Below are 24,150 nucleotides of genomic sequence, written 5' to 3'. Positions count from 1 at the left end.
GCATAATTGTTTTCCCGCAATCGGGATGCTTTATTATAAATTACTTATATTGATAACCTGCTGAGTTGATTTCACCTGTATTAACACGGGGGGATTTCGGCTATCTGCAATGCAGACTTTTTAAAAATAGAATTATTATTAAGAAATTGCCCTTAAGGGCAGCATAAAAATTATTATTTCAAGATAGGGGCTTATAAACCATCGTGACTAAGATAAAATCTGCCAGAACTGGCTGGGTCATACTGTTAATGATTCTTTTGGCTTTGCTATCACTGCTGCCAAAAGAAACATCAATAGCCTTTGGTGCTGCACTATTATGCCTTTTCTTCTTTTGGCATTATTTGAAAGCCGCAAAGCGCGTCTCTAAGCCGAAGCTGGAACTGGCAACGGAAACTTCACCTTTGCTTTCCGATATACCTTCCGACGAGAGGGACATTTCGGCTGAGCTCCCGCTGCAATCGGACGATGAGTTTTATATTTTCAGGCTTGCGGATGAGCTGAATAAACAAAATTATCAAGCTTCAGTGCTGCCTCAAGGCTCACTATCGCGAGCATCCTGGCTGTCTCCTGGGGAGCTGGCCGTGGTGGCTGGAATTAATTTACCGGATGGCATGATCTACATCGGGAATAAATTGAAAAGCAATCGCAGTGGCGCAGAGCCTGCCTTTATTAACCCAACGCTAAAAGTGGCCGCCGAACACGTTGATATTTCTTTGCCGCTGACTGATGAACGTCCTAACTACTCCATGATATCGCCAGAGGCTCGCCGCGCTTATTTGCAATGGCTGGCAGCAGGGCGTCAGGCACCCGAAGCTTATATAGGCTATGTTTTCCTGTTCTTCTATGGTTTAGAACATCGCTTATTAATTGACGCTAACGTAGACGCAGCGGCTAAAAATGAGCAACCGGCGTTAAAAGCGGAAATTATCCGTTTACTTGGGATTTATGGCGAGCACCGTGAATTCGAACGCTGTGCACGTAACTTATTGGTTTATCTCACACCACTCGATCCCACGGAAAAAACTTATCTTTCTTCGCCGCCGCCGATTGGCAGCTACGGGACAGATTTACCATTAGGTTTACGAATCGGATTAGGGCAGTTAGCCGTTGACCAGCATCCATTACCGGCGGATTGGGCCGTCGCCTGGGCATTATCTGATCCTAACTTGCCGCATAATATTGCCGCTACGCGCAATTTTAGCGTTTTCTCGCAGCTGTTCCAACAGCGATATAGGCAGTATTTCCCGCAAGGTTTAATATTGCCTATGAATAAAACCAAACTACAGATTTGCTACCGTTCGGCCTCCACAGGGCTGATGGATCAGCAGTTTACCCGACGCATTCATGATTTGCCTGATGTGGTCGTGGCTAAAGATAGCAGGGATAAACTCAGGCTGATTCTGGAGGATTGTTATACCGAGTTAGCCGGTTACAGCCAGTTTATTGCGCTCAATCCAGATAAAATTAACGATCTGGAAGCTATTCTGCTGCTGCCGATGACTTTGTGGCCAGAAGAGTTAAAGCAAGAGTTGGACAATATCAAGGAGCGGGTGGGATACGGGTTACTGTTAATGACCTACAGCGAGCTATTTACCCGTTTGAATAGCCCCGGAGAGGTGACGCGGAATAAAGTCATGGCGCTAGTCCGGGCTCTGGAAAAAATACAGCTCGGAGTCGAACCTGATATTTTATCCGATAATATCACTCCGTCGGCGCAGGATACGATTGCACTCTTTCCTATCACGGTGCTAGCAACGGAATCAGAAACGCTTCCGGCTTATCGGGTCACGGTGGTAACGCTCGATCTGGCCTGCGCGGCGGTCATGGTAGACGGTGGGATTTCCGAGCCAGAATTAATGATGCTCAGTCAACATGTCGATGCTTGGGGACATATCAGCCCCGGTCAACGTATGCGCTTAAAAGCTTATTTACAGCCGGGAATAAAGAAAACCAGTACCTTGGGGGCGTTACGTAAAAAAATGGAGCCGCTCAGTGTCACAACCCGTCGGGCTATTGCCGCGTTTTTGGCTCACCTTATTCAGGCCGATGGCAAAGTAACGCCGCAGGAAGTGAAATTTCTGGAGCGGGTTTATGTGCGGTTATCACTAGACAGTAAATTGGTCTATACCGACCTGCATCAATCACCGCCGGTTAGCGTGGCGCAGACTACGGCTAAAATGATTAACGATAATGCCAGAGTGGCACAATTGCAGCAGGAAAGCCGCGATCTGTATAAGGTACTATCGACGATGTTTCCCGCTACCGTAGTACAGAAATCTAAGCCTATTCAGCCCATGACCACCTGGGTAAAACCGGTGGAAATATTTGGATTAGATGCCGATCATTCGGCGCTGTTACGTTTATTAATTAGCCGGCTGCTGTGGTCCAGAGATGAACTTATCGATATTGCGGAAGATATGGCACTCTCATTGGATGAAGCCTTGTCTACGCTGAATGAGAAAACGCACACGGTTTTCAATTTGCCATTAACCGAAGGCAATCGGCCGGTAAAAATCAACCGTACTATATTGCGATCTTTAGCGGCGTAGTCGTGTAAATATCAGTTCAGGTAGCCGAATAAGACTTTTATTGATCTGATATTTTGCTCGATGTATGGCGTTGTAAGGTTGCTCATACAGATAAACTACCGGAGAATAGCCGGCTAAGATCAAATCAGGAACCCAACTGGCGTATTAACCGCAGGAGTCATAGAAAGAATGAAGTACAAGTGGATACTTTTTGATGCGGACGAAACGCTATTTCATTTTGATGCTTACCAAGGGTTAAAACTGATGTTTTCCCGCTTCAAAACTGAGTTTACGCCGCAGGATTATGAGCATTATCAGTTGGTTAATCAGCCATTGTGGGTGGATTATCAGAACGGAAAAATTAATGCCGCACAGTTGCAAAGCACGCGTTTTGACATGTGGGCAAACAGGTTAGGCGTATCGCCCCATACGCTAAACAGCGAGTTTCTGGTTGCGATGGCGGATATTTGCTCTCTGCTTCCCGGCGCGCAGGAATTAATTGATTCACTGCAAGGTAAAGCGCAATTGGGGATTATTACTAACGGCTTTACTGATTTACAGAATGTTCGTCTGGAACGCACCGGTTTGAAGAACGTGTTCTCGCCGCTGGTTATTTCCGAAGAAGTGGGGGTAGCCAAGCCGGATGTGGGAATTTTTGAGTATGCGTTCAATCTGATGGCAAATCCGCCAAAAGAGCAAATTCTGATGGTAGGTGATAATCCACATTCAGATATTCAGGGAGGAATTAACGCAGGTATCGATACTTGCTGGTTAAATGCTCAAGGGCATGCGCGACCAGAAGGCATTCAACCACGTTATCAGGTCAGTTCTTTAACTGAGTTGCAGCATTTACTACTCGCCTAAAATCTTTAACCTGTAAACAACAGCAGAATAAATAGGGTGAACCTTGCCAATTTTGGCAAGGTTCACCCTATCTCATTATCAAGCCATTCGCTAATAACATATTTAAAATCACTTTATCATTGAAATTAATAGATTTTATTCTTAACCACCTCATTCAACATCTGTTTTACACCCCCCCAATTTTTCTCTCAAATGGGCCTCTTGGTGGATAAATAACCAGTATTTGGTGGTTTTTTATCAGGTCAGGACTATAGACAAATAGCTTTATATGAAAAAAATCAAAATATTCATAAAATAAATTTATTTTGTTATATACAGGCGATTATTTATTGGTAAAGATAACTATTATCATCTTTGGTTATTAGCGAGGGAACGCTGAATGAAGCCATTGCCTCAGGTTGGCACACCCTCTCAAAAATGCAGTGATGATAATATAAGCCTTTGTATTTAAAGGTTTTGATGAGTGAGATCAAACTAACGGAGTAGTATCATCATCATGTCTAGCCTACAAAACACCACCAACCAGACCACTACGGCCAACCAATCTAAAATTGTGACCTTAAAACAACTTGATCAGCGCAGTCTGGAGAAGTTAATCAGTGGCGAAATTCTTGCCATAAGAATTCCTGACTATTGCACGGAAGAGACCGCCTCATCGCTGAATGATTACATTGATCAAACGGCGAAACTGCACCAATACACTCATGAAACCTATGAGGATGGTCAGGTTGTGCAGAATTTCTACGGCGTGCATCGCTGGGGGACACCGTTCAATATGACCTACGGTAAGCCTGATGGCGACGGTGCTAAAGAGAAATATTATGCCGATGCGGCACAGATGCGTGAACTGATCGATAATATTTGCGCGCCGGCAAAACCACCGGTGCAGGCATTGATCGACCATTTCCAACAACATTGGCCAGACGGAGCGGTTACCGCATCTTTTGAGGGAAAACCGATGTTTGCTGGGATTATTCGCGCCATGTTCCCGGAAACGGCTCATCTATCCGAAACGGTTCCTCACGTGGATTGCCTACCACTCTCCGTAGCCGAATTAGAACATCAGTTTAGCGCCAATATTTATATTGAAACGCCACCGTCCGGCGGTGAATTAATGGTATGGGATACTGAGGCGTTTTCATTTGATGAGGTTGAACTGTTTGAGGGCGATCAATTGCCTGAGGAACGTCTGCAATTCCCGCTGCGAATTCAGCCGCAAAAGAATGAGCTGGTGATTATTAATACGCGTCGACCACATGCTATTTGCGGCTTTGATTCGGGAAAACGCATCAGCATGCAGTCATTTATCGGCTATAACACCAATGAGCCATTCTATTTCTGGTGTTAAGCAGTATTCACTTTTTCCTTTTCGGATAATAAATTATGACTCCTGATGAGTTTCGTCGGCATGGTCACGCCATGATCGATTTAATTGCTGATTATCGCCAGAATATTGAGCAGCGGCCGGTGCATCCTAATACGATGCCAGGTGAGATTAAAGCCAGCTTGCCAATGACAGCGCCAGAGAAAGGCGAATCTTTTGAACACATTATGGCGGATGTGGAAACGCTAGTGATGCCCGGTTTATTACATTGGCAGCATCCTCACTTTTTCGGTTATTTCCCCTCCAACGTCGAGCTGTCATCGGTATTAGGTGATTGCCTGAGTACCGGGTTGGGCGTAATTGGCCTGTCCTGGCAATCCAGTCCGGCGCTGACGGAGATTGAGGAAGTCACGACCAACTGGCTGCTAAAAATGATTGGTCTTAGTGATGCCTGGAGCGGCGTCATTCAGGATTCCGCATCGACTGCAACATTGGTGGCATTAATCAGCGCACGGGAACGGACTTCCGACTACGCGTTGATGCAGGACGGCATGCAAAATAGCGACGCGCCGCTGATTGTGTATACCTCGCAGGAAGCCCATAGCGGCGTGAACAAAGCGGCGATGCTGGCGGGATTTGGCTTAAATAACATCCGGTTAGTCGCTACGGATGAGCACAACGCCTTGTCTCCCCGCGCACTGGAAAAAGCGATACAGCAGGATCTGACCGACGGAAATCGGCCTTGTATCGTGATTGCCACCACGGGAACCACGGCGGCCACGGCGATGGACCCGCTGGATGCTATCGGTGATATAAGCCAAAAGTACGGACTGTGGATGCATGTCGATTCGGCAATGGCGGGTTCTGCGATGATTTTGCCGGAATTTCGCCACTTATGGCATGGGATCGAAAAAGCCGATTCGGTGGTGCTGAACCCGCATAAATGGCTCGGGGCTGCCTTTGATTGTTCGGTTTATTGTGTCCGTGATTCAGAGCATTTGATACGTATCATGAGTACCAATCCGAGCTTCTTACAATCGACGGCTGACGGTCAGGTACGTAATTATCGTGACTGGGGGATTCCGCTGGGACGCCGTTTCCGCGCGCTCAAGCTGTGGTTTTTAATCCGTGAACAGGGCGTTGAAGGGCTGCAGGCGCGGTTGCGTCGCGATATAGATAATGCGCGCTGGTTGGCAGAACAAATGGCGGAACATGAGGATTGGAAACTTGTGGCTCCGCTGAATTTGCAAACGCTGTGTGTGCGGCATGAGCCTGACGGTTTACAAGGAGAAGCGCTGGATATCTACACCCGTTCCTGGGCGGAAACCCTGAATCAGTCGGGCAATGCTTATGTAACTACGGCGACGTTAGGAGGGCGTTGGATGGTCAGAATTTCCATTGGCACTTTGGGTACTGAGCGCCGCCATGTAAAGGCATTATGGTCGCAGCTACAGCAATTAGTGAGTGACACTTCGGCGGCGGCATAATTAACGCTGGCTAGCCTTAAACTTATGGCTGTGCGAGGGACTGATGTGTAAAAACGTCAGTCCCTGTTTTGTTGTCAGAAATTCATGGATATATCCGCCACGGAAGGATGTTAGGATGTCAGCCGTGATTAATAGCGAATTGATAGGGATATATCTCGATGATAAAGTTGGCGTTTGTCCTATTAGGCTGTTTTTTCAGCGCGCTGGCTTTTGCCTATCAGCCGCAGGAAGGCGACATTATTTTCCATTCATCGACTTCATCCCAAAGTCAGGCTATTCAGTTTGCGACCGGTTCTCGCTATAGCCATATGGGAATAGTGTTGTTTAAGCAGGGAAAACCCTATGTCTATGAAGCGGTTGCCACGGTGCGATATACGCCGCTGGATCGCTGGATCAAACGCGGTGCCCGCGGGCAGTATCGGGTAAAACGGCTAAAGACGCCATTGACCGCTGCGCAGATCAGGCAACTGCATGCGCAAGGAAAAGCCTTCCAAAACAAGCCTTACGATCTGACTTTTGATTGGTCTAATGAACGGATGTATTGCTCCGAACTGGTGTGGAAAATGTATCAACGCGCCACCGGGCTTGAAATTGGTCAATTGCAAAAGGTGAGAGAGTTTAATCTCACCGCACCCGCAGTGCAGCAAAAAATCAAAGAGCGCTACGGCAAAAATGTGCCGCTGGACGCACCGGTTATTTCCCCGGTAGCGATGCTGAACTCGCCGTTGCTAAAAACGGTTCCATTATAATCGAGACTCAACGTCTGTTTTATTTCTGATTGCAGGACATCCCATGATTCAATGTACCTTTATGCTGGTTCCCGGTTATACCAATTCAGGCCCCGAGCACTGGCAGTCATTTATCGAACGTAAATATATCAACGCGGTGCGAGTTGAACAAAAAGATTGGGATAATCCGGATCGTGACGCGTGGCGGGAGAGGCTGGCTCGCTCTATAGAAGGTATTCCTGGTAATATTTTTCTGGTAGGCCACAGTTGCGGTGCCATTACCGTGACTCAATGGGCAGAGTGTTACTCGTCCGGTAAAGTGATTGGCGCATTATTGGTCGCGCCAGCCGATGTAGATGCCACTACGGCACCGGCGGCTATTCAGGTTCAACGTCCCATTCCGTCAAAACCTTTGCCGTTTCCCAGTACGCTGATTTGCAGTGACAATGATGAATATCTCTCGCTGGATCGCGCGCAGCAGCTTGCCAGTCAGTGGGGCAGTGAGAGGGTGATAAAATCAGGCGGTGGCCATTTTCATACGGCGGCGGGCTACGGGGAATGGCCAGAGATTGAAAATATGCTGGAAAGTCTGTCAGGTTTTAAGCTGATTAAAAAACAGCATTCAGCGAGATAAAAAACCTGAGGTTTAAAAATATCGCTGTTGGCGTTTGATTACAGACATTCCGCCTGCGGCCACTGATATTCGGGGCCACAGGCGGAAGGATGAAAGCACAGACGAAAATAACCGGACGCTTTATAACCAGGAAGTGTAGCTTTCTGGCTACAGTGCCATAGGTTTAATCAACTGCAATATCGCGCCCAAGCGATCGCGCTGCGCCACGCTCAATTCTTTTCCGGCTGAGTAACCGAGGTTTTGCATAATCAGTTCATTGAGTCCCACCAGCCAGTCATAAATATAAAACGCTGTGGTATTGGTTGGCGTTAGAGCCAAACGAGTCAAACGTTGGGATGTGCCCCAGTTTGCTTCCGGTTTTTCTGGCTGAGCAAAAATCTTATGGCCACGATTAATCCGGCTGTCAGGCCGCTGCGCCGGTTCAATTTGCAGGAAGCCCAGCCAAGCGACAAAATCACCCAGTACCGTTAATGCACGCGAAACCTGTTGATCTGCCAACGGTTCCCACGGTGTACCTGGCTGTTCGTGATTGGTCAGTTTACGCTGTAGAGCACCTTCCATATCCAGACGAATACTGGCGGTGATCAGTTCTTCCATCAGCATTTCAATAGTCGGTTTGCTCACGCCCAGCAGGGCGACTAACGGGCCATTTTCTGGCAAACTACGCAGATGGTTGATCCAGTAACGGTGTACATCTCTGGCATAGCTGGCATCGTTATTTGTCGTGATGGATGGAGAAACGTCGAGGTTTGTGTCGACATTTTCCTGTAACTCGCTAAACAAATCGATTTCAATTCCTACACTGAAGGGTTCGTTGCTGGTTTGAACTAACCTTTGAGCGGCTCTCGGTTGTCTAGTCACTCCCTGAGATTGTTGTAGGAATAACCGCAGCAGCTCCTCTCTGGCAGGTAATAAACGCTCCAACAGTTCGCCGTGAACGCCGGTACGAGTTTGTAGGGTTTTAATCAAGGTTTCGGCGATGCGCTTTCTTTTCTGCGGATCGCTGACACCTTCGGAGTGATACCAGTGGCCAAGCAGATTATCCTGTAGCTCCCGCTGCAGTTCATGCAGTTGCTCCGTCAGGCGTTCGCCTTTAATATTTCGGGCGATTTCTCCGATTAAATAGGTTGCCATTCGTTCGGTACCGCGTTCATCCAGCGCTTGCACCGAGCCCCAGCTATCACCGGGATTGCCAACCTGCCGCTGTACCGCTTCATCATAATGTTGGCCATGAGTGACACGTTGATCGAAGGGAGTGAGCGCCCAAATTAGCCCTGGATGACGACGTGCACGTACCTGTGCATTTTCCCCTTGAGTCTGTTTTACCCAGTAATCCAATGCCTTGGCGACTTTCTTTACCTCAGAACGTTGGCCTGCGGCACTGCATAACATCAATAGGTTAATAGCTTGATGGTCGGTATAGCGATCGAGTAAATATTCACATTTGGCGCGCAAAAAATTCTGTGCTAACGGGTAACGCTGCAAATTTTCAGATTCACTTAACATCGGCGTATCAAGCTGAGCTCCCCAATTGGGCAGGTCTAGCATATCCACGGAGGCAAAAGCCGGATCACGCGGGGTAGAGTGTAGCGGGATACATAGCTCGGCGCTCAGTAGCGTGAGCTCGGATAGTGACAACGTCACTTCACGTTGTTTTTCACCCTGACATAGCGGTTTAACCTGAACCGAAATATCCGACGGCGTATTCAGGTTGGCCAACGTGGTCATATTCATCAGGCTGTTAGCCGGTAACTGTAGGTCATCAACTAATACGCTCAAAGGTGCCAATACCGCAGTGGCGCCGTTAAGATGCTGTAAAGTCTGCGCGAAGTGATTATAAGCTGTTGTTAAAGCAGGGATTTCTCCCCATAACAGCGAGAACAAACGTGCGCGATCGTCTACACTCAGGCAGGGAGCCAGTTCGATAGCCGTAGGCCAGAAATGAGTATTCAGCAGGGACTGGCTGTTTTTATCCTGACGCAGCAGATAATCCCACAGCGTAACCACATCATCTTCCGTGATACCACTCACTGCCTGACTTTGGCGGTGCATCGCCAATAAGTTGAGATGTTCGGCGATATAGTGGGCATCTGGCTGGTATAGTGCCTTTTCCTGTAAGAAATCATGCAGGAAGATGTTGGCCGTCATCTTGGCTAAATCGGTTTCATTGAGCAAAGAGAGCTGTACCGGATAAGCGTGTTCTTCTGGCTCATTCTGGCGGGTGAAGCGGGTTGCCAATGCGGTAGCCTGATTATCCGGATTGATATGCATTAGATAATCATAGGTTTTATCTCCTAAGCGGGTTTCCAGCTTATTGTCGCCGTTCGTAGTCAGCGCGGTAATCAACGCCGATTTTCCCTGCTGAGACTGACCAAAAAAACCGATGGTCATTGCTTTGGAAGAAACAACTGACAAACGCTGAGCCTCACTCCGATGGCGGCGCAGTTTGATTTTTAGCCGCTCAGCTTCGGTATCCAAGCGTGGGGCCTGCTGGCGACAGTTTTCAATCCAGCCAAAACTGTGGTCAATGCCTTGCACAACCGCCTGTAACTGATAGGTAAGCGTGGCCGACAGCTGTTCGGGTGTTAAAGATTTCATTTTTTAAATACGCTCCCACTGTCGATCCAGTAATGCGTCTCACCGGTGCCATTACCGGCCAGAGTATTCAATTTCAGTCGTAAATGTTGCAGCGGCACGCGGCTACCATCTCCAAGTAACGCTTCGGCAATGTCGAAGCGTTCCGGGCTGTTATCCTGTACACCTTTCACCAAGGTTAACCTTACCCGCAGATCTCCGTCGCCAGCCACTTTTCTCGCTAATTCTGTATCAGTTATCGACAGAGTATAGAGTGGAGATGCGGGCCAGCGTTCATTATCCAACTGACGGAACCCCAGACACAGTGCGCCGCGCACTGGGAAACTGCCTTTCGCTGGTAACTGGTAGGACGGCAAATCCAAATCGATATCGCTGTAATACAGATTATCCGTACTTAGGGTGTGATTGCTGTCCAGCATACCGAGATAACGCACGGTGGAATAAGGCTGAAAATCACCGGCTTTAAAATAGAAGCCCGGCAGACGCAGATCCAGCGCCAGCAGGCACAGCATGGCACCGACGGCGGCGGTGGATTTGGGATTATCAATGCGACCCAATTTGTTAAACGGATACCATTCACTGGTGTGATAACCATCCAGCGACAAAATCCGGTTAGTTGGCAGAGGCTGTAAATGGCGGAATAGCGCGGCGATACCAGGGAAGCGGGAAGGGCGACCAGTCAGCAGCAAAACGTCGCAATCATATAGCGAAACCACTTCACACAGCGAACGCAGGCTTTGGGTCAAATTCATCCGGTTGGAAAGAAACTCGGCGTGCAGTTTGCTGAGTTTAACGATCAGCACAACCTGAAGAATATCAAAAGGTTCAGCATCGGCGCGCAGTTCACGCTGCACTTCGGTATTCAAATAATCCAGCACACGCGCAGTGGGAGCCTGAGTCAGCAATTCGCCAAAGCTGGCGTCGATCTCGGCGCTGCTGTCTAACGGGTCGAAACCTTCATAGGCCTGTAAAATTGCGCGGCCCAACGGCATAAATAGCTGCAAAGTCACTTGTTGACGTAGTGTCGATTGTCCATCGGCGCGACCATCATTGCCAAATAATTTAGCCATCAACAGATCAGGAGAAGGCACTCCGGATTTTTTCAGCGCGGCCTGCACCGCTGGCAATACATAAAGCTGAATCACATCCAGCAAAATATCGTCGCCGGCGACTTTAAATCCTTCTCGGAACAGCAGGCGTGGGGTGATTTTTACGTTGCTGCCAACGCCATCATCCAAAACGTATTGAGTAATCGCCAGATCGGTCGTGCCGCCGCCGATATCGATCGAGGCAATACGCAGACTTTTTCCTGCCGTTTCATCTGCGGCGAGCGGTTTATCCGGACGCGCCATACTGGCGAAGAAGGCTTCGGTACGGCCACCGAAATTCACCTGAGTTTCGTTATACAGATAAACCATCTGCCCGCAGGTGGCTTCGTCCCATTCCATGTGAACATCTGGCACAGGTACGTGGCTTTTGGCTTTATCTTCAGCACAGGTGAAATCATCGTCCATCGGATGCCAGCCCAGCGCTTTCCAGATTAGCCCAATGGCTTCATGCATTCGGCGACGGAATATTTCGCGCTCCGGTTTCGGCATAGCCGAAGGCAGCGTCAGAATAATATTGCGCAATTGGCGCGGTGCGCTGGCATGGTTCATTTTCTGCCGCTGCGCTGGGCTGTTGATTTGCATTAACGCCTGCGCCAACAGTTCCGACAACATGAACGTCATCAAGGCGCTGCGACTATAATGAGGGGAAAATACCGGCAAACGTTCTTCCAACGGCAAAGCGTAGAGTGGCTGGCCTTCGTCATTGATCAGATTGGTCAACGGCAGGGCGATCGCCGGCGCTTCTCCGTGAGATTTGGTGGCGGTACGGCTAAAGCGCCAGCCGGGAGTGAAACTTTCTTCATCCCATAAGTAGCGGCGCGGGCTGGAAATACCGGTTGCACCTTCGGTACCCTGACGCAGCAGCGCCATTCGGCTGGCTTCCCGACCTACGCGCGCGATCGACGGCCAGATAAAGGCGTCGTCACGACCACTTTCCACCGAGAAATTCTGTTTGCCGAAGGCTGCCTGGGAAAATTCGACGCGGCTTTCAAACAGTTCGTTATACAAATAATGTGGCTGACTGAGATCCCGCAGCTGTAGTTCGTAAGACTGCTGCAACCCGTTGATTCCGTCGCCGTGATCTTCCACCAGAACGCCGCAAGTGTGGGAATTCCCCACGTCCAGAATCAGATCAACGTTCACCGCGGGCTCTTGCAGCGTGGCGGTGGCCATTTTGATGTCCGGTACACCTAATTGCTTACCTAACATATCCAGCAGGTTAAGATAGTGCGCCTGATATTCGAATTCTCGCAGCGAGGCTTTAATCTCGCGCTCGGTACGTTGCTCCTGCTGGCTAACCTGTTGAATAAAGGTTTCCCGTAACCAGCCGTCTACCCAGGTCAGATCGAGAAATTCCCCTAATTCATCATTTTGATATGCTAGAGCAAAATGCGTGCCGGTATCAATATCATGCTCGGTAGGCGCAAGGAATTCGTTATCGTGACCTTCAGGATAAACCTTGGTATCAAATGCCAGACATACGCGGTGAGTATTGCCGTCCTGATCCGGAGTGTCCAACGCTAAAATCTGCATCCGCGCCCAGTTATCTGGGCCACCGATAAAGTTACGTGGCGGATTAAAACGCAGGAAAGGTAAAGGCAGCCAGATGTTCTCCAGCAACTTAAGTGACTGATCCAGTGGGAAACTGAATTCAGGTTTCACCACTTCAGGCGTAGAACCCGCTACCGGTAACAGGTATTTGCCGCGTTCCTGATTAAACATCAAACGCAATAATGGGCCATTGGCGCTTTTACGCACAAAGGCATGGGGCAAGTCGGCATCCACGGCGGGCGTTAAGGCAAAATCCAAAAATTGAATTCCGCTGTTCTGAATCAGCGTAATGCGTTGTTTATAATCCGTGATCGTCGCCAGCATAGTGTTTATTTACTCTCACGTTTCATCGTCATTGGAAGAAGGGTTTCAGCGTCATAACGGCCGGTACATTCGGCGGGGCCGATCAGGCCTTGTTTGCACACCAGTTCGGGGACCTGATAACGGGAACCATCGCTGCAGCGGGCTTTGGTACGGCTATTGATAACCAGATTGCCAGATTGCATCAGACCGGCGTTAACATTGACCCGGCAACTGATGTTGTCGCCATAGGTGATACGGGCGGTACCTTTGCCGTCTTTTATCTGGTATTTCAGTACCGGCGGTTTGCCAGTCAGCGGATCTTTGATATCAACAAATACTCGCCAGCGGCCATTCAGAAATTTTGTGGAGCCGATTTTTACCGCGTCCGGCGGCAATACCAGCGCATCTTTCGGAATCGGCACCGCAACGGTTTCTACTGCGGCAACCACAGGTGGCTCAGGTACGACTGGAGCGATCACTGTCGCATGGGTAACCGGCAGTGAGTTTGACGGCAGCGCTTCTGCGGTCTTTATCGGCGCTGGCTTTTCGACTTCTACCACAGGTTTATCTGCTACAGGCTGGGCTGCGGCCACGAGAGGCGCGGGTTTAGCTGCCGAAGCCGGATTTTCTACCGGTTTAGTGGCAGGTTTGGTCACGGGCTGGCTGACGGCGGGCTTAGCTACGGCTGCTGGTTTAGTCGCAGACAGTTGCAGCGCCAAAACTGCCATCACGCCGGCGGCCGGTAACAATAGCCATAACCGTAGGCGACGCCAGCGGTTTGGCCTTACCGGCTCGTTTTCCGCGACTGGCGGTGGCGCAATCACCTGCTCCGGAATCGTCGGCGTCACGATCGCGGCAGGCTCTGCTTTTGGGCTAACCGGCGCAGCCGCTGGCATCATCTCAACGGCGGGTTCATTCACCGTGGCGCGCAGACAATCCAGCGCGTCGGATCGGGATTTTTTATCGAGATTGACGAAACCCCAGAAGGTAATGACTGGCTTGCCGTCGACCAGATAAACATGATTTTGATCGGGGAATTGGAAGGCTTTTGCCAACAGCGCACCGAATAGCTTATGACCGGTTTTTTCCGCTTGTTGAGCACGTTGGCTAATCGCCGCCACCGTGGCCTGACACATTTCCAGTTGCTTGATGGCCGAAGTGCGCTGGCTATGGCTAGCCGCAATCCAGGAGGTAACCTTGCCTGAAATAGGGGAATACCAATCCATGCGGTCGCCGTCTTCATTTGGCTGGGGAATCGCCAGACAGTCAGCAATATGTTGCTGTTTCCTTAAGCGTAACGCTTCCCGAAGCTGGCGTGCTGAAGCATAAACCGGTTGCCCATTTTCGCCCAAGGCAAGCATGTCATCTAAATTTCCACTGCGTAAAAATGATTTTGCCACGCAAAAGGGACCCTTTATGAGAGATGTCTAACGCAGAAAATAATGTGTTATCTGCAACAGCGGATACTTTAATTCTCATTAACACCAATCAAACGCTTGAATAGGTGGCAAAACCACCCCTTGTTTATCAATAACAATCGCTATACGGAATGAATTGACGCGCGAAGATAGGGGCGAACATGGAATGTGTATAAAAGAGTGACTGTAAAGAAGAGAATGATCAGCGTGGGAAATCAAGCGAGAAAACGCCGGTGCTGCTAAGCAGACCGGCGTCGCGAAAAACATGATAGTCGAGCATCACCGAGGAGGGTTATGCACCAAAATCAACGTCAAATGCCTGATAGAAAGCATTACCTGAGTTCGCCACGATCCAAAGCAGTACAATAACGTGATGGCCTTTTTTACCTGTAGGTAAAGGCACCTGATGGCTGGTTTTTGCTACCAATTTAGCCGAATATGAGTAATAAGGCACGAACGGGTAGAAATCTTCGTGGAACGGAGCCACTTCCAGCTGATCGCGAGTGATGCGCTCCTGCGGATTCCAGCCATCCTTGGTAATAAACCAGCGATAACCGCGAGTGGTGTGAGGGGCAGTGTAGGCCCAATTGACGTCAAACAGCTCGCCGGGTTTTACCGCGATCTTTGGCCAACTGAAACTGTCATCGGCATTGCCTAGCGCCCGCAGTTTTTGCTGCATTTCCTGATCGGTAAAGTTGACCGCTTCACGGTTGCCTGCGTGACCGCCGCTGAGAATCAACCCATCCTGAGGCGGAATATTACTTGGGTTATCCGCTTGGTACGGCGCAGGAAACGGACCCGCGTTTAAGTCAGGGAAATTTTTACCGCCTTCCATTTCATCATTTTCCCATGCGCCGATTAATCCTAAATCGGTTGCCACTAATCCGCGAGTTTTAGGAGTAATAATTCGGCCATGTCTCAATTGTGCATTGTTAGTCGTCATATATTGCTCTCTTAAATTAAATGGTGGAATGTTGTTATTTTATAGCGCCTATAACTTTGAAGCCGTTTGGCGCTACCTGCTTTCTCCCTTGTGGGAAGCCCTACACTCCACATCTTTGCTGACCAAATCAAATGACAAAACACAGTTAACTACTTAATAAATAATGGATATTAAATATCAGATATATCGTTAGACTTATTATTCAAATGGCAGTGGTTAGCGTTATCTGATTTCTCACAAATAAGTTAACGATCGGGGGGACGCAAACAAACGTGCCGACGCTGATTCGTTCGGCATAAAAAAGGAAAGGAGAAAAATAGACTGGAAATTTACCGCCTGGCGCAAATTATTATCCGTTATAGCGGCTTAAGATGGTTTAATCGCTGACCACGGGAAAACATCCGCAGGTCAGCTCTGCCAAGATGAACTAGATATCCATGACTGAAACCAGCGCATTCACGTCATCCGACACTATTAATGATAAATTCTGAGTGATTTTCTCAACTGGCCAGTCCCACCATGCTAATTGCTCAAGTTTAGCCGTAAGGTCTGGAGTAAATCGATATTGAATGACTTTTGCTGGATTACCACCAACGATGGAATACGCCGGTACGTCTGAGGTTACGACAGAACGGGACGCAATTATTGCGCCATTACCGATATTGACTCCCGGCATAATTAGCGCTTCAAATCCTATCCACACATCATTACCCACCACAGTATTGCCTTTGAACGGCAGATCGCCGGGAGAAGGGGTGACTTTTTCCCAGCAGTTTCCAAATATCTGGAAAGGATAAGTCGAGACGCCTGATAGCTTGTGATTTGCACCATTCATAATGAACTTAACACCTCTGGCAATGGCGCAAAATTTTCCAATGATCAGTTTGTCCCCAATAAATGGGAAGTGGTACAAAACATTACGTTCAAAGTCCTCCGAATTATCAGGATCATCGTAATATGTATAATCTCCGATAATAATATTGGGATTAGTTACCGTATTTTTGATGTAACAAACTTGCGGAAAACCCGCCATCGGGTGTTTGTTCGTATGATCGGGTCCGTTCATATTATTTTCCATTATTCCTTCAGCACTGAGGTTGTTTTCAGAAAATCTGTCATACCTATAGCAAACAGAACAATATAGCTCATTTCGGTAGTATTCAGTTTGGGATACCGTATTTTTGTGCAGAGACTCATGTTGTTTATTTCACTATTATCCCACTGCCGCTGTAATTTTTCCGTTCTGCGCGTATGGCCATGTTGGCTACTGCGTTTCGTCAGATGAGTATTGAATAAATCAATGGATTCGCGCCGATGGGGAAACTTAGCATGAAAGGGGGTAGACGAAAGGATTAAGGAATGTGGCCCTATTTGTTCTTCTTATAAACCCAAATCATTATATCAATCATTTCCTAAAGACGACTATATTAGTAAGCTAAATCAGACGCCTTAACCGTTGCTTTAAGGAGATATTTTGAAAAAAACACAAGATAGTGTCCATCTCACTGCATCTGAGGCGCTGGATAAACTCGAGGCGCTGTACGGCGCGGCATTAGTTGCGCTACGAGAGGCCATCAGCGACTTTGTGCGTGAGGGAAAGCTGCCCGATGCGGCAGAACGTGCCCAAGGTTTATTTGCCTATCCTCAGCTGAGCGTCAGTTGGGAAGGCCAGTTCCGCGACAACATTCGCACCCGCGCTTATGGACGCTTTTCCCGTACCGGCCGCTACAGCACCACGGTGACGCGCCCGGCGTTGTTCCGTCGCTATCTCACTGAGCAGTTGACTCTGTTGGAAAGTGAGTACGGGGCACGCTTTGAGGTGACGCCGTCACAAATAGATATGCCATATCCCTTTGTGATTGACGGTTCCGACCTGCTATTAGACCGCACCATGACCGCCGGATTGGCGCAGCACTTTCCCACCACCGATCTAGCCAAAATTGGCGACGGTATCACCGATGGACTGGATACCGCGACGGATAACTTCCCACTGTCTCACTTTGACGCGCTGCGTACCGATTTCTCACTGGCGCGTTTGAAACACTACACCGGTACGCCAGCCGAACATATTCAGCCCTATATTCTATTTACCAATTACAGTCGCTATGTGGATGAGTTTGTCAGTTGGGCCTGCGAACAGATTCTCGATCCGAGCAGCCCCTATGAGGGATTGTCCTGCGCCGGTGGCACTTATATCACGGCAGAAAACGCCGATCCGCAGAAAACCACTTCAGATTTGGCGTGGAAAAAACATCAAATGCCGGCCTACCATTTGATCGCTAAAAACGGGCAGGGAATCACACTGGTGAATATTGGTGTCGGCCCATCCAATGCCAAAACGATATGTGACCATTTGGCGGTTATGCGGCCTCATGCCTGGCTGATGATTGGCCACTGCGGCGGGCTGCGGGAAAGTCAGGCAATTGGGGATTACGTACTGGCGCACGCTTATTTGCGGGACGACCACGTTCTGGACGCCGTATTGCCGCCGGATATTCCCATTCCCAGCATTGCCGAAGTGCAAAGGGCGCTGTATGACGCAACCAAAGCGGTTAGCGGGATGCCGGGGAAAGAGGTTAAACAGCGATTGCGTACCGGTACTGTAGTCACTTCGGACGATCGCAACTGGGAGCTGAGGTTCTCTGCTTCAGCGCTGAGGTTTAGCCTGAGCCGCGCCGTCGCCGTGGATATGGAAAGTGCGACCATTGCCGCTCAGGGGTATCGTTTCCGCGTTCCTTACGGCACTTTGCTTTGCGTTTCTGATAAACCTTTGCATGGGGAAATCAAATTGCCCGGTCAGGCGAACCATTTTTATGAGGGGGCGATTTCCGAACATTTGCAGATAGGTATTCGCGCCATTGATTTGTTACGCGAAGAGGGTGACCAGTTACACTCGCGTAAACTGCGTACCTTTAACGAGCCACCGTTCCGCTAAACATCTGCTCGCTAAACTTCTGCTGTCTACACACTTTCATTATGAGACAACAGCGTCACTGAACGTGTGACGCTGTCACTTTCAATTATTAAGATCGCGTAATTCTGAATGTCGTGTCTAAAAACCCTTATCCGTTTCGGTTTCGGCCTTACTTTCATCGCCTACACGCCATTTCCACGGCATTCGCTGATACCAAGATTGCGGCACCGGATGGACAATCGCTCGCAGCGCGCGGGCATAATCCATCACTAAACCGGGCGTCCAAGCCATAGTTATCGCCCGTCGCCGTACCTGAGCCGCGATCCACAATTCAGGCATAAACAAGGTTCGTAACGCGGGTCGCCAATGTTTTCCCTGATCGGCCAGTACGCCATCTAATGACGCTTCTAACGCGTATGCTACGCTGCTGGAGCAATTGCGTGATGTCAGGTTATAGGTCTTCTGGCGCTGATAAATCTCCCAATAGCGCAAAAGCGCCGGGCCGTTGTACTCATGGAATAATATTTTTCTATCAGATTCACACCAATTGGCCGCTTCGGTGGCGTAATCCGGCTGAAAAATCCCGGCAACGTCATTATCGCGCGTAGCCTTGAGCAACCGCAAAAACTCGGAGGGGGAACGATCGATATCTGCTGCGGGATACAGACTGATATACACCTTCGGCGACAATTCCAGCGCCGCATGACCGGTGGAAATCACCCCTTGTGTATCCACCGCCGCAATATAGCGATTGATCACTGGGCGCGGAATGGTTCTGGCACTCGCAGCACCTTCCGGCGTCCAAATATGTACGGTCAGGGGTTCAGTGAAATCTGCATGCTCTGGTGGGAGCGCCCTAGGTTTTGCCGCAGATTTTATAGTCAATCCAGACAGAATATCCGAGGGAGCCAACAGCTCGAATACCGAAGTGCCTTCACTTAACTGGCTGGCGCGCCTTGCCAGCAGTAAGGTATTCATTCCGCTAATAAACATTAGAGTACCCAGAAAGAATGACACAGTAGCCTGATAGTGCGTGGGATAAGGGCTAAACATAAATATGGCGAATAAAATCTGACAGCTTCCGCTAGTCATTGCATGTTTCCAGCGGGGATAACGAACCACCCAGGCGGAGGCAATCACTAAGGCGCCAATAATGAAATAGGCAAAACCGAAGATAATCGCCAGCAGCAGGTTACTGTAGGTTCTATTCGACAGGATCAGCAGCGCCACGAAACAAAACAAGCCGCCTTTAAAATACAGCACCGCTTTTTGTGCGCCTACGCCGCTGGCTGCCACGCTGAGCGTCACCAGACTTTCCAGCAATAGCAGCAAGCCAAAGGTCTTTAAGGGAAAATACAGCGTGCCATCGATACCATCGATAAAAATCCCGATACCCGTTAATCCCCAAACCGCGCCAATAAAACCAAGAAATCGGGCTTTGGAACGGACAAAGTCAACGCCAAATAATAGTAGGGCGATTTGAATCATAGCTGGCATCTCTGCGGTAAATATCGGTTCATACCTTGATTCCCTTGATTGTACTGGCTCATTAGTTGTACTGGCTAATTTGCCAGTTACCCATCACGCGATTGCCTTCAGCGCTGGTCAGCAACACACAGCCGCCATCCACGATAGAAAGCCACTCTCCGTTGGCCGTCCGGATGCGCAACACCAAAGCACCTTGCGGCTCCCGACCTTCTGCCGCCCGCCAATGTTGTTTCAGTTTTTCTCTATCCTGTGGATGAATGCGCGGCAATACATCATCAATATGCTGGAAAGCTGTCGACTCCCGCTCACCCAATAAGGCGCCAATGTCGCTATCCCACAGGATTTCGCCCGATTCTGGGTTGAGCTGATACATCACGCCGTCTCCTTCAATGCGGCCGGTCTCTGGGTTGAAACTGTGTATTGAGTGGGATAATCCACGCAGGAATACCATCAATAAAGCCGTGGCGGTCAGGTAGCATTGAGTAAGTAGCAAAGGCTCGCCACGATGAAGTCCTTGTAAGAAGAATGGGCCTTTGTGTTGATAGGTATAAAAAATCACGATGGCGCCCAGCGTCAGCAGCGCCAGTGAACCGCCCCGATTACCGGCGACAATCGATAGCACGATAGCGATAGCGATAGGAAGGCAGGACAACGCAAAGTACAGCGCGGCACCGCTGGCCGCAAAATCCTGTAGTTTTCCCGAAAAGATTAGCCAGGTGCTAGCACAAAGGAGTAACCAGACAACCGCTCCCGACAGTTTTGCTCTTAGCGTCAGTCGAGCGGAACGCACTCTGATATTCAGGAAGCCCATAATAATGATGGTCACAAACAGAATGCCGGTCACGTCGGCAATCAGGCTGACCCAGAACAGGCTGAATAGCGGTAAACCTGCCGCTAGCGCAATTCCACCGCCGGTTATCAATGCATCCAGCGCGCTGATAATAAGAGTCGCGCTTATCCACAGTAAAATAGCGTGCAAATCGTCATTGGGGCGAGCAAAACGCCGCACTATCCAGGCAATAATCACGCTGGCAGGTAACGACAAGACGGAATAGAACAACGCACTGAGCACATCTTCGCGCCAGTGTTGTTCAAGTAGAACGCTCACAATCGAAAAAATAAAGAACAGCAGCGGCCATAAACCCCAGCGAACCGCCAAAAAGGCGGCTACAGCCACGCCGGAGGGAAACCACACCAGAGATATTTGAAAATCAGGGGAATCAAACTGTTGCGAAACCACACCCGCAAAATAATAGATTAATGCCCAACCCATCAGGGCGCTAGCGTGCCGCCAGGACAGCCTCTTACTTTCTCTCATCGTTATTTCTCACTGAATGATTCTCACCGGCAGTTTTCAGGGGGCTTAATCCTAAACACTCATGTCTATAAACCTAGTCATAGCAAACCTAGCAGGTATAAAACAAATAATTATAAACCAAACACCTATAACCCGGTTTTTATCTAAAGATCGTGGCTGAAAAGTGGGCGTGAGCTCGATTGCTACCGCCGTCGTATGCGTGGGAATCAGGTTATTAGAAATGTATATGATTTCAATCATACGATAGAAAAGGTGATGAAAGCACTAATCATCATACCTTAACGGGGAAGGGGTTGTGGCTTCATGCAGAGCAGGACAGGGCAGAGTGAATCATTGCAGCAATAAATATGTTATAACATAACAAAATCTTTGCCGTAGGAAATGAAGTTCGTTACATTATCACACTCAAATTCTGTTACCGGGAATGTATTGCTGACCTGAACGTCCAGAAAATGTTGGATATTTAATATGGAGTAGTTAAATGAATCGAACTCAAACCCTGTGTTTTTCTCTTGGCCTGTGCGCCTCGTTAGTGCATTCAACGGTAAGCGCCCATGATTTATGGACCAATATGCCTCCGGTGCAAAACACCACTACGGCAACGGTAGAAATGGCCTATGGTCATGGATTCCCTCATGGGGAAGTGATTCCGGCGAAAAGGCTGCATTTCTTTGCGCCACTAAAATTGACCAACGGCAGTGAGGAATACAGTTTTAACATCGATGGTAAAAGCGTCAAATTCCAGCAGGAAAACTTGAAGCCCGGCTCTTATATTGCTCTGTCTACCTATAAGCCAACTATTTGGTCAGTGAAGCGCGTAGGAGAGAAAGACGAATGGCGTCAGGAAGAAGATAAAACCCAATGGCCAGGTAGCTTTTGCACCGATAACACGATGTCGGGTAAAACCATCAGCTTTGTGAACAATCCCGATGCTAATAAGTTTATTACCCAACCGATGGGGTTGAGATTAGAGTTTGTCCCATTACAGAATCCGAATGAGCTGTCTATTGGTGACGATTTGGAATTACAACTTCTTTATAACGGCAAACCTTTGGCTAATCACACCTTTGGCGTTATTTTTAATAATGGAGAGGCACGCAGCGACGCCGAGGGGCAGGGGCATGAACACCATCATCACGACCACGTCCATGAAAAAAATAATACATTGTCTCATCCCGCCTTGGCGCATACCTACGCCTTTGAAGATGTGGATTTAAAAGGCAAGACAGACAGCCATGGGAAATTAACGCTACCTCTTACGGCGAAAGGTCAATGGCTGGTCTCTACCGTAGCGGAAACGCCTCATGAGAATAAGAATCGATGTGATATTCACCTCGATAAAGCCACTTTATCTTATTACGTAATTAATTAACCAAGCGCGGGTAGCATTCTCACTCTCGGTTTGCTTCGCTCCAGCCGTATACTGACTGTCAGCCATCAACGACAAACGACATGTATATTCTGCGTTGCGATAGGCACAACAAACCGAGAGTTTTTAAGTGTTAGCGGGTAATACGAATAAAGGCCAGGGTTTAACGAGCTAACAGTGCCTATTGATAACCGTCCCAAATTCCCTCACGGTATTCGCCTTTGTTCTCTACACCATAGATTGCATCGCGGATATTACGCGGGAAACAGCCAATCATGCCGCGAAAGGCGGTATTCGTCATAACTACGGCGCTAAGTTGGTTTTGCCGATCCATAAACCAATAATGCCCATACACGCCTCGCCATTGAATGGTTCCTGCAGATTGCGGCGTATAAGTACACAGAGGGTCATTTAACACCCCCCAACCCATACCGAATCCCCAACCAGGGCCTTGAGATTGGGCCTGAGAACCTACATGATCCCGCAACATTAATTCGAAGCTTTGTCGTTTAAGCAGGGGCATACCGCCACGGCGAAGGCTTTCAGTAAAAAGCATCATATCGTCGGCGGTACTGACCAAACAGATACCAGCAGAAGCATAGGCGTCAGGATGCACAGTTCGATTAGGATTTAACACAACACTACTGCCAAACAGAGGAAGCTGAGTGTTTTTATTCATGTTCATCCGTACTGGGCGGTTCTGGCCATCGTGATAGGTAATAGCAAAGCGCGAAGTATCCGTCACCCCACAGCCAGTGTCTGCCATACCCAGAGGTCCGGCTAACCAATTTTTAACAATATCTCCTAGCTTTTGCTGACAAACTGCTTCCAGCAGCGCTCCCAATACGTCTATCGACAGGGAATAACGCCATTTCTTACCGGGTACGGAGAACAACGGCGCAGAAGCCAGTCGCTGTAAACTTTCCTGTATCGTCATTCCAACTTCATCCAGCGTATCTGGTATCGACAGGCGGTGATAAGGGGAATCCTGTGGTTCGACAAATCTATAGGCCAACCCAGAGGTATGTGTAAGCAAATGCCAGATACGAATGACTGGCTCGGTACCATTGGCCAATTTTGGGCGAAAATCGGGTAACCAGCGAGTCAGCGGATCGCTCAGACTAATCAGACCTTTCTCTACCATTCGCATAGCAATAACCGAAACGAGCGGCTTACTCAAAGATCCCATAATAAAAATGGTGTTATCACGCATAGGGAGCCGGGCTTCCCGATCGAAATAACCGGCGCTACCGCGATAAATTTCCTTACCTCGATGAGCAACCAGAACCGTGGCACCCACGATCCTGTTTTGTGTAATGGCCGCATCCAGCACACGATCCAGCCTGTGCGTTATCGAATAACTGAATGGCTGACGAGGAGAAGAAAACGGTGAAATACCCATTATTAACCTTTGACTATGAATGGTTTAGTAAGGCTAGTGCGGAAAAATGTAAATTCAATTATCGGGATGATGAATTATTCATTCATATTGTACGAAATAATTTACGGCCATTAACTTATCAATGCACTTCACGTGACAAAACAAAAGGCAAGAGTTAGCAATAAAGGTGTGTGTA

General features: G+C 48.7%; 16 protein-coding genes. 8 read left to right on the top strand and 8 right to left on the bottom strand.

Annotation, left to right across the window (positions count from 1 at the left end):
• Positions 1 to 203 precede the first annotated feature (203 nt).
• From AD970_RS09875 to AD970_RS09850, 6 genes are all read left to right on the top strand, one after another.
• The gene (locus AD970_RS09875; protein ID WP_049598355.1) at positions 204 to 2,549 is read left to right on the top strand and encodes a tellurite resistance TerB family protein; all 2,346 of its coding nucleotides are present in this window, start codon (positions 204 to 206) and stop codon (positions 2,547 to 2,549) included.
• Positions 2,550 to 2,717: 168 nt separating this feature from the next.
• Complete coding sequence (gene yjjG / locus AD970_RS09870; protein WP_049598354.1) at positions 2,718 to 3,392, top strand: pyrimidine 5'-nucleotidase; 675 nt, start codon at positions 2,718 to 2,720, stop codon at positions 3,390 to 3,392.
• A 496-nt stretch (positions 3,393 to 3,888) separates the two neighbouring features.
• Complete coding sequence (locus tag AD970_RS09865; RefSeq protein ID WP_049598353.1) at positions 3,889 to 4,740, top strand: 2OG-Fe(II) oxygenase; 852 nt, start codon at positions 3,889 to 3,891, stop codon at positions 4,738 to 4,740.
• A 35-nt stretch (positions 4,741 to 4,775) separates the two neighbouring features.
• On the top strand, positions 4,776 to 6,203 hold the full coding sequence (locus AD970_RS09860; protein ID WP_049598350.1) for a pyridoxal phosphate-dependent decarboxylase family protein: 1,428 nt from the start codon (positions 4,776 to 4,778) through the stop codon (positions 6,201 to 6,203).
• 161 nt (positions 6,204 to 6,364) lie between these two features.
• Complete coding sequence (locus AD970_RS09855; protein WP_049598405.1) at positions 6,365 to 6,952, top strand: YiiX family permuted papain-like enzyme; 588 nt, start codon at positions 6,365 to 6,367, stop codon at positions 6,950 to 6,952.
• Positions 6,953 to 6,995: 43 nt separating this feature from the next.
• Positions 6,996 to 7,565, top strand: coding sequence for an RBBP9/YdeN family alpha/beta hydrolase (locus tag AD970_RS09850; protein WP_049598349.1), 570 nt, complete (start codon positions 6,996 to 6,998; stop codon positions 7,563 to 7,565).
• Positions 7,566 to 7,712: 147 nt separating this feature from the next.
• Here AD970_RS09850 and AD970_RS09845 read toward each other — a convergent pair whose 3' ends face one another.
• The 5 genes from AD970_RS09845 to AD970_RS09825 all read right to left on the bottom strand — a co-directional run bounded on the left by AD970_RS09845 (position 7,713) and on the right by AD970_RS09825 (position 16,550).
• A complete protein-coding gene (locus AD970_RS09845) occupies positions 7,713 to 10,163 on the bottom strand; it encodes a putative virulence factor (RefSeq protein ID WP_049598348.1) in 2,451 nt (816 codons plus the stop codon).
• Entirely contained in the window at positions 10,160 to 13,144 is a 2,985-nt protein-coding gene (locus AD970_RS09840; protein WP_049598346.1) for a virulence factor SrfB, read from the bottom strand. Before AD970_RS09840 ends, AD970_RS09845 begins: the two co-directional genes overlap by 4 nt.
• Before the next feature lie 5 nt (positions 13,145 to 13,149).
• Positions 13,150 to 14,523, bottom strand: a complete 1,374-nt coding sequence (locus AD970_RS09835) for an SrfA family protein (protein WP_049598344.1) — start codon at positions 14,521 to 14,523, stop codon at positions 13,150 to 13,152.
• A 310-nt stretch (positions 14,524 to 14,833) separates the two neighbouring features.
• Entirely contained in the window at positions 14,834 to 15,484 is a 651-nt protein-coding gene (locus tag AD970_RS09830; RefSeq protein WP_049598342.1) for a lytic polysaccharide monooxygenase auxiliary activity family 9 protein, read from the bottom strand.
• A gap of 427 nt (positions 15,485 to 15,911) precedes the next feature.
• Positions 15,912 to 16,550, bottom strand: coding sequence for a Vat family streptogramin A O-acetyltransferase (locus AD970_RS09825; RefSeq protein ID WP_209429072.1), 639 nt, complete (start codon positions 16,548 to 16,550; stop codon positions 15,912 to 15,914).
• A 408-nt stretch (positions 16,551 to 16,958) separates the two neighbouring features.
• Between AD970_RS09825 and AD970_RS09820 the strand changes: the two genes are divergently transcribed.
• Positions 16,959 to 18,419, top strand: coding sequence for an AMP nucleosidase (locus AD970_RS09820; RefSeq protein WP_049598339.1), 1,461 nt, complete (start codon positions 16,959 to 16,961; stop codon positions 18,417 to 18,419).
• Positions 18,420 to 18,536: 117 nt separating this feature from the next.
• Here AD970_RS09820 and AD970_RS09815 read toward each other — a convergent pair whose 3' ends face one another.
• Positions 18,537 to 19,886, bottom strand: a complete 1,350-nt coding sequence (locus tag AD970_RS09815) for a peptidase (protein WP_049598403.1) — start codon at positions 19,884 to 19,886, stop codon at positions 18,537 to 18,539.
• 61 nt (positions 19,887 to 19,947) lie between these two features.
• On the bottom strand, positions 19,948 to 21,204 hold the full coding sequence (locus AD970_RS09810; RefSeq protein ID WP_072080629.1) for an MASE1 domain-containing protein: 1,257 nt from the start codon (positions 21,202 to 21,204) through the stop codon (positions 19,948 to 19,950).
• Positions 21,205 to 21,685: 481 nt separating this feature from the next.
• Between AD970_RS09810 and AD970_RS09805 the strand changes: the two genes are divergently transcribed.
• A complete protein-coding gene (locus AD970_RS09805; protein WP_049598337.1) occupies positions 21,686 to 22,576 on the top strand; it encodes a DUF4198 domain-containing protein in 891 nt (296 codons plus the stop codon).
• Positions 22,577 to 22,754: 178 nt separating this feature from the next.
• On the opposite strand, the gene AD970_RS09800 is transcribed toward AD970_RS09805, so the two are convergent.
• Positions 22,755 to 23,975 carry a serine hydrolase domain-containing protein gene (locus tag AD970_RS09800; protein WP_049598336.1) on the bottom strand — a complete coding sequence of 407 codons (1,221 nt, stop codon included), beginning with the start codon at positions 23,973 to 23,975 and terminating at the stop codon, positions 22,755 to 22,757.
• Positions 23,976 to 24,150: the final 175 nt, after the last annotated feature.

Source organism: Yersinia nurmii, from assembly GCF_001112925.1.
GTDB lineage: Bacteria > Pseudomonadota > Gammaproteobacteria > Enterobacterales > Enterobacteriaceae > Yersinia > Yersinia nurmii.
Note: the sequence above shows the minus strand (reverse complement) of the source record. Positions and strands in the feature narration are given on the sequence as shown.